General features: G+C 38.2%; 9 protein-coding genes. All 9 read right to left on the bottom strand.

Annotated elements, in window-relative coordinates:
* Nucleotides 1-938 precede the first annotated feature (938 nt).
* Nucleotides 939-2,069, bottom strand: a complete 1,131-nt coding sequence (locus AB1414_09610; GenBank protein MEW6607690.1) for an adenylate/guanylate cyclase domain-containing protein — start codon at nucleotides 2,067-2,069, stop codon at nucleotides 939-941.
* A complete protein-coding gene (locus tag AB1414_09605) occupies nucleotides 2,066-2,449 on the bottom strand; it encodes a response regulator (protein MEW6607689.1) in 384 nt (127 codons plus the stop codon). Before AB1414_09605 ends, AB1414_09610 begins: the two co-directional genes overlap by 4 nt.
* Nucleotides 2,446-4,194, bottom strand: coding sequence for a GAF domain-containing protein (locus AB1414_09600; GenBank protein MEW6607688.1), 1,749 nt, complete (start codon nucleotides 4,192-4,194; stop codon nucleotides 2,446-2,448). The genes AB1414_09605 and AB1414_09600 overlap by 4 nt, the downstream gene beginning before the upstream one ends.
* Nucleotides 4,164-5,162: a hypothetical protein gene (locus tag AB1414_09595; protein ID MEW6607687.1), complete on the bottom strand. Its 999-nt coding sequence runs from the start codon at nucleotides 5,160-5,162 to the stop codon at nucleotides 4,164-4,166. Before AB1414_09595 ends, AB1414_09600 begins: the two co-directional genes overlap by 31 nt.
* 365 nt (nucleotides 5,163-5,527) lie before the next feature.
* Entirely contained in the window at nucleotides 5,528-6,058 is a 531-nt protein-coding gene (locus AB1414_09590; protein ID MEW6607686.1) for an HNH endonuclease signature motif containing protein, read from the bottom strand.
* A gap of 224 nt (nucleotides 6,059-6,282) precedes the next feature.
* Nucleotides 6,283-6,426 carry a hypothetical protein gene (locus tag AB1414_09585; GenBank protein ID MEW6607685.1) on the bottom strand — a complete coding sequence of 48 codons (144 nt, stop codon included), beginning with the start codon at nucleotides 6,424-6,426 and terminating at the stop codon, nucleotides 6,283-6,285.
* Nucleotides 6,427-6,501: 75 nt separating this feature from the next.
* The gene (locus AB1414_09580; GenBank protein MEW6607684.1) at nucleotides 6,502-7,842 is read right to left on the bottom strand and encodes a radical SAM protein; all 1,341 of its coding nucleotides are present in this window, start codon (nucleotides 7,840-7,842) and stop codon (nucleotides 6,502-6,504) included.
* Nucleotides 7,843-7,943: 101 nt separating this feature from the next.
* Nucleotides 7,944-8,117: a hypothetical protein gene (locus AB1414_09575; GenBank protein MEW6607683.1), complete on the bottom strand. Its 174-nt coding sequence runs from the start codon at nucleotides 8,115-8,117 to the stop codon at nucleotides 7,944-7,946.
* Nucleotides 8,118-8,210: 93 nt separating this feature from the next.
* Nucleotides 8,211-9,533 (bottom strand): tetratricopeptide repeat protein, encoded by a 1,323-nt coding sequence (locus AB1414_09570; protein MEW6607682.1) that lies wholly within the window; start codon nucleotides 9,531-9,533, stop codon nucleotides 8,211-8,213.
* Nucleotides 9,534-9,730: the final 197 nt, after the last annotated feature.

Genomic DNA, 9,730 nt, shown 5'->3' with positions numbered 1-9,730 from the left:
GCTGTAAATCTATCGGTCCCTCAGGATGCAATACTTTGCCATCAAATACTGCTTCTAATGTTTTAACCATTTTCTTCCTCCACTTATTAGTATGCCATAAAACTATAAAGCATCATTGCCTAACGATTGAGCTCACCTGCTGCGAGGGGGGAATTACCACTAAACTTTGTAAGCAAGATAAAACTCTGGGAAATTACAAAACTATCTCAATCACGCCACAGCCCCTCGCAGTCAGGTGCAGCGAATGGTTAGAATTTCTCTTTTATATCCTCACACAAAGCCTCAAAGCACACAAAGATTTATTCTTTTTATTCAATTCCTTTGTGACTTTGTGTGATTATTTTTTTATTCTAACGATAAAGTTCAGGTGCGGCGGGGAGAATTACCACAAAAGTTTGATAGCAAGATAAAACTTTGAGAGACCACAAAACTCTGACCACGGCACAGTCCTCCGCCGTCAACTGCAACGCAGGGTTAGACAAAAGTTCTCATTCGCTGTCTTTTCCTTTTCCTCTGCCTCACCGAATTATTGTGCATTCCACATTCACGGTTTGCCCATAATATATCTCTTTTTATTTTCTCACACAAAGCCACAAAGAACACATAAGGTTTATTGTTTTATTCAATTCTTTTGTGACTTTGTGTCTTTGTGTGATTATTTTTTTATTCTAACGATAAAGTTCAGGTGCGGCGGGGAGGATTACCACAAAAGTTTGATAGCAAGATAAAACTTTGATAAACCTCAAACTTTTGAAAACCAGTTAGCTCCTCCGCCGTCTGCTGCAACGATTTGTTAAGTAAAAACTATGCTTTGCCATCTTTTTCTTTCCTTCTTATTTCTGTATTCTGACCCTAACTCAACCCGTTAAGTGCCTCTGTGCCTAACATAGTGTCCTTCTACTTTCGTTAATTCAGATGGAAGGTATAGAACATCAACCTTATACACCCATAATCCTGTAGATAGGATAGCGATGTGGCATATTTTTGGGGCTAATATCCTTAAAATGCTCTATCTCAAATCCTTCAGGAAGATACTGCTTTGTTCCCTCATCAATCAAGATAATGCTTTTTGGCTTTCTTTTCTTCTTTTCCCTTGCTTCATCACAGATTCTAGAGGCTAAGCTTGGTGACTTACCAAGGGAGGTAAAATTTATAAGCTCTCCCCTTCCAAAGTTGCCAACCATTGAATCCTCTGTAGCAATACCAATTCCAAGGGCTATATCTTCAAATTTGTGCAGTTTCTTAATAAAATCATCTTTCCACTTTGGAAAAAATTCCTTATCAAACCATTCTTCCAGCTTTAATGCAGAAAGTACAGCCTTTGATGGAGGATTCTCATCATTTATTCCATAGGGTTGTTCATCATTTACCCCAAATATAGCCATTAGTCCATCACCCAGGAATTTATCAACTATTCCAGAATGGTCTAAAATAATCTCCCTTCCTTTCTCATAAAAATCCTGCATAACCTTAGAAAATAGAGTTGGTTCTTTGGAGAGACAATCCACAAGCTTTGTAGCACCTCTTATATCCGCAAAGAGCACAGTGGTTTTTTCTAAGTATTTTGGTTCTAACTTACTTTTATCATTATATATTTCCTCCCCCAGTTTATCACCAAACTGTTTCTTAAGCTGAGCTTGTGCATATTTCATATTTTGAATAACATTTGCTAAAGAAGAGATAATAGGAAGTAATATTTTTACATCATCATAAGTAAAGGGCTTTTCAGGAAACCCTTCAAGGATAATTACCCCAATTACCTCTCTTCCTTGAGCAATCAATGGAATACATAAGAACCTATTGTCCCAGAATGCTTTTTTTTTCTTGATAACATCTTCAATGATTTTTTTATACCTTCTTCTTCCCTCAAGTTTTTTTGATACCTCATCCTTATCCATAAAAAAGCCTTTGTTTGGGTTCGCTCCCGTTAATAATTTGATAGCTTTATTCAATCCCAATTCATATAATTCCTTAATATTAAGATTTACTGGGGCCTTATGAATCTCTCTAATTGCAGATAACTGTTCATAGGCAATCTCAAGCCTTTCTGCTAAAATATCTTCAATCATTGAAGTATCTCCCTAATCCTCTCTACTAATGCCTTTGTGCTAAATGGTTTTATATAGAAGTCTATTGCCCCTAAATCCATCCCCCTTCTTATATCCTCCTCATCCTCATAGACACTGGTAAAGATTATGGGTATTTTTCTATCCTTAAGGGCCTCTGCAACCTTATACCCTCCCTCCATATCCATCTTTCCCTTCATTCCCTTTCTTTGAGGAAGCCTTATATCAAGGAGTATAAGATTAGGATTCTTCTTTTCTGCCAGATCTATTGCATCCTCTACTGTTTCAGCAACCACAACCTCAAAATCCTCTTTTTCAAGCTTCCTTTTAGGAACAAACCTATCTCCGTAATCATCCTCAACAAACAAGATTTTCTTTTTCATCTTCCCTCCTTTGGCTTTGGAAGGGTGAAACCAAATATAGCTCCCCCTTCTGGATTATCCTTTAGATATATTTTCCCCTTATGGCCTTTTATAATTGCCTTTACCACCCTAAGACCCAAGCCCATCCTTCCCTTCTTCTCCCTTGCCTCCTTCATAGCCTCTTTGAATTCCTTATCCATCCCAACCCCATCATCTATTACCTCTATATTCAAAAATCCATTAGAATCCTTAACGTCTATCATAATCTTACCAAATCCCCTTTCCTTCCACTTAATAGCATGAACAGAGTTTGCCATAAGGTTTATGAATACATCCATAAGCGCATCCTTATCTGCATAGAGGGATGTATCCCCTTTAGGAATATAGACAAATTCTATTTTTTGGGTAAGAAATGACCTTTTGAATAAAACCCTTATTCTCTTTATTATCTCACCAATATCAAAATCCTCCTTGATGAATCTTAGGGTCTTTGTATCTTGTTTAGAGAGATAAAGGAGGTTTTTGGCGAGCCTTGCAAAGCGATAGGTTTCCTGCTTTAGAACCTGAAATAACTCATTTTCCTCAAGCTCGGGTTTTTCCTCCTCCAATTGGTCAAAGCAGTCAAGGACTGTATGCATTGGTGTCCTTAGGGTATGGGAGGTAGCCCTTATAAAAGACCTTGTGATTTTTTCTGCCTCCTTTCTCTTTCTGATTGAATCCGCTATCTCAAGGGATAAGGCAATCTTATCAGAGAAGATGTGAAGTAATATCTCATCCTCTATTGAAAATTTCATCCCCTCAGGATAGCCATCCTTATCCAATTTATTCTCAACCTTTAGAACGCCAAGAAGCTCATCCCCTCTTTTAATGGGTGTAGCCATCAAGGAAAAGCACTTTCCTGATTTAAGATATTCTAAGGAAGATATTCTTTCATTACCACTCCAAGATGGATGTTCCATTATCCCTTTTTTATCCAAGCGAATGGTTTTTTGAGTTGAGGCAACATATCCTGGAAGCCCTGTTTTTTCTCCATCTGTAATCAAAAGAGGTGGTGTCTGTTTAAATATCCGCTCTTTCCCTACGGGATAGCCATATTCCCTTTTTAACTCGAGGTGCTCTTTATCCTCAGAGACCAAAAACAATGAACATACCTCTGCCTGCAATATCTCTTTGATAATCTTAACCATAATGTCTAATAGCTCAGGGTTCTCAAGATTCCTCATCAGCTCATCGCTTACTCTTGACAGCATTATTAATCTTCTTTTATATCCATTTCCTATTCCAATGACAATTCCTGTATGAATGGCTATTTGCATTATCTTTTCATCACCTTCTCTAAAGGCATCCTTATCTTTACTGCTAAGGTTAAGAAGCCCTATCACCTTATCTCTGGAATCTTTTAGGGGGATTATAGCCTTAGACTTGATTTCGGGAAGATACCATTTATCGGGAAAGAGAGGGATTCCCTTATCCCTTGCCTCCTCAAAAAGTCCTTTTGCACTTTCTTCATCCCAGCAATGCTTCTTTTTTCTATTATAGTGAATGCAGGGGAGTATGCTCTCATAGTCTCCATTTTTAAATATCATAAGGCAACTCTCATCAGCCAAAACCTTCTTCCACCATCTCTTATCCATTATCTCCCTTATCAATCCCTCTATATTGTCAAAGTTTGAATAGATGGTGCAAATCATCTCCAAAAGCAACGCCCTTTCTTCTTCTTGGGTAAATTCTTCTTTCATGTCCTTATTGACCTCCTCCTTTCCCATATCTGGAAGCGTCTCTCCTGAGCCATTTTAAAATCCTCGTATGAATCTACATATGGATCGTATGGCAAGAACTCCTTAAGTATGGTATTGGCTTTTTCTGTCACTTCCTTGTATTGCTCTCCAATCTCATTGACCCTGTTCCAAAACTTCTCTTCATCTTTTAGGCTCCTATAAACCTCCTCTATGGGAAGTTCCCTCTCTATATTCTCTTGAGGAACCTTAGATGTCTCTTCAAGGAATGAGAGAAATCTGTCATACCCTTTAAGCTCTCCAATCGGAGTTGAACCACCTTCCTTTTTCCTTAAAGATTCATTTTCTTTTATACAATCCTCAATCTCCCTTATAGACCTCTTACTATACCTTGTCTCTACATAATAGGCAACATCAACAGAGCTTCTATGAAGAAAACCTCCTTGCCATCTTACCTGGCTGTAGGCATAAGAAGGAATGGATGAGCTGGTTACAACATTAAAGTAATGCCTTTTTCCATAGGCTTCATTCAAGGCATAGACCGTGGCAAAGTTATGGGCATCAACCGTGTTTGAGACCTCATCCAGAATAGAAGACCTCCTTATATTCAGCTCCTTTAATACCCTTTCATAAATATTCCTGTTACATCCTGAGGACTTAAGGTTGACCAAGGTGTCTGCAGAAACTAAAGTATTAGATTGAATGAGCTTTGTTATTCTGTCGATGGGAGCACCTATCCATCTCCTTATGCCTGCCTTTATAAGGAATCCGATAAGAGAACAATTCTCTTCCATCTCCCTATAAGCCTTCTCAATCTCTCTGGGATTTTTATTAAGAAATGCCTTCATAAATCTATCTACATAGTGGCTATTTATAAACTTCTTATAGTCCAAATCCTCTTTAAATCTAATCTCTCTACTTCCTTTAATGTGCCTTATAATCTCCCAGGCAGCCCCTGGAAGGAGGATAAACCTACAGTTTGCCCTATTATTAAACATAAACTGGATAAGCTCACTTGAAATCCATACCTTGTCCATCTTATTAGGATACATATAGACAAATATATCTGAGAAGTCAACTGCCCTTTCTATCCTAATACCCCTTAATTCCCTTTTAACATCATCCTTTAGGGTCTCAAGGCATTTTATATGCCAATCTATTGGTTTTCTACTAATCTCATCAAACCCCGCCATCTTATCCACCCAACCTTGGCAAAAGCCTATAAGAAGACATTAGACTAATATTACTAACCTCGTTTCTATTCACTTTCTTAACCCTCCTTAATTGTTAGCTAACGATTGAGCTAAGCTGCGGCGGGCTTGCCCGCCGTCAGCTTCAGCGATGGGTTAGGCGCTCTTAGTTATTAATCGTAACTATCAAGTGCTGTTGTATCCAGAAATGGAATAGCGAAGAGGTGTCTACAATCCTCACACTCAAGAAACACCACCATTCCTTTATTAGTCCAATATCCTTCCGAAACACCTATGATCTTTCCAGCACTGCCACACTTTGTGCATTTTCCTAAGGCATGCTTTATATCAGGCATTTTCTGGCTTATGCAAACACTCTTTGATTTTAAAACACTTCGCCACTCTTTGTCTCGGGTTTGCTTCGAGCCGATGACTCCCATGTGACGCCTGTGTACAACATTATGACAATTCCCGCAGAGTAAAGAGTTATTGTCATCTGTATCCAATCCACCTTCTGAGCGTGGAATTATATGATGCCGCTCCAATGCTCCAATTTCTACTTCTTCACCAGCAACCTTACCGCAACGCCAACATCGATCTGTTGCTCCTAACCATTGCCAATTAAGTTCACCCTTCCAATTCCTACTTTGATCCAACTTGGATAATTGAATGATGATACTTTCAACCAGCTTGTGCAATTCCATATTTATTTATATTACGCCTAACGATTGAGCTAAGCTGCGGCGGGCTTGCCCGCCGTCAGCTTCAGCGATTTGTTAGGCAAAAGTTTCACTCCCGCTTAATTCCGCTTTGGAGGTCTGACCCTACTATTCTACTACATTTTGAGATAGAAAATACTCTTTTTTGCCCAATTTTATTCAGAAATGTGGGTAAGTTTCAGAATAGCAACTGCCCCCTATACCCAGAATTATCCACTAGCACAACGCGTGACTAAACATACGCAATGTTCTGCTTTTGTGACAAGACTCTTGAGGATTTCCTCATCTTTTGCATCTTTTTTGACTGAGGCTAAAACTTCTTCTTCCTTTTTGGGTTTGGCGATTACTTTCACTACGATATCACCTCCTTTAGCATAAAATAGTCAAACCATTACCGAACTTAACTTAAAAACACTTCAAACTTAATATTACAACTCGCTTTCTCGCCGTATTATATCTTCAAACTGTCCAAAGGCTACCTGTTTTAGGATATAAGATGTATTAGTGGGAAACAGCGAGCAATAGCTACCTGTCTCTTTTTGCCGCAATCGTGTCTTTCGACATCCACCCATACATAATGGTAAGTAAACGCAAGAGTAACACTTTTCTTCAAACAAATCATCTGTATCCACCCACTGATTCCATTGGTCATCTTGTTTAATGAACATGCCATCGGTGCGAATATAACCTACTCTCTCTTTAGGATTGAATTGGCTTACACTACATTTGTAAACATCACCTGTATAGTTGATGATGAATTGATTTTCTCGCTCTGCAAAACAATAGACCAACTTACCAGTATAGATATGCTGGCTGGCTTGTCCTAACACAACATCATAACCCAGCTGCGCTGCTAGTTTGTAGTAATTGATCATTGCTTCGGAGATCTCCTTAGATGGCAGATTATCCGTTGCGTTCAGGGAACAATGACCAAAAATGGGTTCATACACTACCCGCAGATGTGCTCGTACATCCATCGGAAACATTTCAAGTAGATATGGAATTGAGTGTAGATTATTGTGATTGAAATTAACTCGAAGTGAAATTTTTACCTGTTCATCGGTTCGGGCCAACATGTTAATGTTTTCAAATAGTCTCTTAAAAGTTCCCTTCCCGTTCCTTAAAATCCGCAGTTGGTTATGAATTTCAGGAGACCCATCTACCGTAATTTGGAAATCATAGATACCGGTATTAATTAGTTCTTTACATCGCTTTTTATTTAGCAAGTAGCCATTTGTTGTAATATGTTTGAAACAAGATACCCCTAACTTGTCAGCCAAGTCCGTAGCGTACTGAGAAATAGATATAACTCGTTGATACTCTGACAAGGGCTCGCCACCAAACCAATGCAACATAATCACTTTGTATTTTGGCAGTTCTCTCCCTATCCATTTCTTAATGGCTGCCTCAGTTTCATCTGTCATTTTGGATGGACGATGAGTTTCATAGCAGTAAACACAAGCAAAGTTGCATTCAAGCGTAGGCATGACAACTACATCAAGGCGATTTTCATCTTTAATCCCTGAAATTTTACGATTTTCAATAATTGTTATTTCATCCGTATAATCATCAATCAAATGCTGTTGTTCTATCAAAACAGCCTTTATTACATTTTCTTCTGAAAATTGATTAGGTTCAGCAAGAATATGCTTTACAGTTCCTATTTCATTATGGCTCCAAAGTGTAAGACTCCCATAAAGTGTGTTATAGAGAGCTACTTCTCCCGTCTCGGGACAATCCACAAAAATATTATATCTGGAAGACTTCATTGTATAATTTCCTCCTGCCTGCATTCACTGATAGTAGAGGAGAGCACTGGAGCAGTGATGGTGCTGTTCTTGAGTGATAGGAATTTGATCTTTGTGACCTGTCATCTGTTGCATGTAGTAGGTAAGTATATCAGCACCACATCGGATAAGTCTCCAAGTAAGTTGCGATGGAATCTGAAACACCATCGCAGGCACGCTGGAATAGTGAATACCCAGTGCCTATGCTCTACATTGAATAGCACCTCTTCAACTATTAAGTTTACTTTGGAATTCATAACGTATCCTCCTTACTGCCTAACACTTGCCATAACCAGCAATTCTTATCTATCCGTATTGATGATATGGTTAGCCACAGGTTTTATATTCGCTTAACCACATTTTTCTGATATCTGCAACATTAAAGCTCTTGCCTGCCCAAGATAGCGAGACTCTGTTTTCTCAAAAACTTCTACACAATGCTTAATGAGATTTAATGCATCCTTATATTTGCCTGATTCATAATACAAATCTGCCAACTGGTATTCAGTTCGAGCTATTTCTTCCTGATCATCTAATTTTTTCTTTATTTCAAGACTCTTATTATAATAGTCTTCAGCCATCTCTATATTTTGCATTCCAGAGCTTTTATATTGATAAAGGAGTCCAAGCCCATGTAAACTGCATGCTTTAATGAAATCAAAACCTGTCATATTTGCAATTTCTATAGCCTCTTTATAAAGTTCCTCAGCTTTTTTATATTCTCCCATTCGATACATGACCACTGCCAACTCATGAATCGTGTTTGATGAGCTTCTCTGAGATAAGAAGTTTCTTGATATATTCAGTGCCTTCTTATAAAAGTCCTTAGCCTTTTCATAATCCTCTTTTGCTTCATAAACTCTCCCTATAGCATGATACGCATAAAAGAGCTCATTATTATCATGATGTTTTTCTGCAATATCAACGATTTCTTTACAGAGTTTAAACGATTCATCAAAATCCCCCTGATGCATAGCTATTGTTGTGATATTTCCCTTAAACTCAACAATTAGACTTTTTTGCCCTAAATTATTTGCAGCCTCAAGAGCCATATATAGATACTTTTTCCTTTTTGTCCACTGCATCTTCTTCTGAAGGTAGAAATCTATTTTTTTGATTAACTTAATCACCTCTTGATATTTTCTATTTCTATAGCACCACCCTATAATTGCTAAAAGCTTATTTAAAGAAAACTCGTATAGGGAACTAATATCGTCTATATACCTTAGATCTGTAAAATACTTCGCTATATTATCAAGTTTTTGACAGATCATAGAGGTTAATTCCTCTGGAGTTGTTGAGTTTAAATCTACATATCCTGTTGTTTTTCTAATCCCAGGTACCTCGGTCTCATCGAATCTAACAGGCAATATATATTCCTCATTTTCTTCTAATGCACGGGCCTGTGCACTTTTTAGCTCGTGATTTGCCCAGCGTTTACTTTTGTAATGCTTGGAAATAAAAATAACAGTATAAACAGCCTTATTCTGATATATCTCGCTAAGATATTGATAAAGATCTTTGCCCCAAAGATCTACCTTTTTGAATTGATCATAGAATACGTTTACTTTTCTTGATCTAAGAAGATTTGCAACTTCTTCAACATACTTCCTATCTTCTCCAGCAAATGAAAGTGCAATATCGTAGAATTCATCTGTTTTATTATTCTTCATGGCTTATTTCTCAAATATGCCTAACGGCGGATGTTGAGTTGCTTCCAAAATGAGCTTCGAGCTTGCTCGTAAGCTCATTTTGGAAGTCAACTCAAACGATTTGTTACCGAGGGCGAGTCAGCGCCCGAGGTAACGAATCGTTTGAGCGAAGCTCAACATCCGCCGTTACCGAAGGGCGCAGCCCTTCGGTAACGATA

The sequence above is a fragment of the bacterium genome (assembly GCA_040755795.1).
Taxonomy (GTDB): domain Bacteria; phylum UBA9089; class CG2-30-40-21; order CG2-30-40-21; family SBAY01; genus JBFLXS01.
Note: the sequence above shows the minus strand (reverse complement) of the source record. Positions and strands in the feature narration are given on the sequence as shown.

Excerpts from the sequence above, each read along its gene's own strand:
- AB1414_09610 (MEW6607690.1), bottom strand. The coding sequence starts at position 2,069 with ATGATTGAAGATATTTTAGCAGAAAGGCTTGAGATTGCCTATGAACAG.
- AB1414_09605 (MEW6607689.1), bottom strand. The coding sequence starts at position 2,449 with ATGAAAAAGAAAATCTTGTTTGTTGAGGATGATTACGGAGATAGGTTT.
- AB1414_09600 (MEW6607688.1), bottom strand. The coding sequence starts at position 4,194 with ATGGGAAAGGAGGAGGTCAATAAGGACATGAAAGAAGAATTTACCCAA.
- AB1414_09595 (MEW6607687.1), bottom strand. The coding sequence starts at position 5,162 with ATGTTTAATAATAGGGCAAACTGTAGGTTTATCCTCCTTCCAGGGGCT.
- AB1414_09590 (MEW6607686.1), bottom strand. The coding sequence starts at position 6,058 with ATGGAATTGCACAAGCTGGTTGAAAGTATCATCATTCAATTATCCAAG.
- AB1414_09580 (MEW6607684.1), bottom strand. The coding sequence starts at position 7,842 with ATGAAGTCTTCCAGATATAATATTTTTGTGGATTGTCCCGAGACGGGA.
- AB1414_09575 (MEW6607683.1), bottom strand. The coding sequence starts at position 8,117 with ATGAATTCCAAAGTAAACTTAATAGTTGAAGAGGTGCTATTCAATGTA.
- AB1414_09570 (MEW6607682.1), bottom strand. The coding sequence starts at position 9,533 with ATGAAGAATAATAAAACAGATGAATTCTACGATATTGCACTTTCATTT.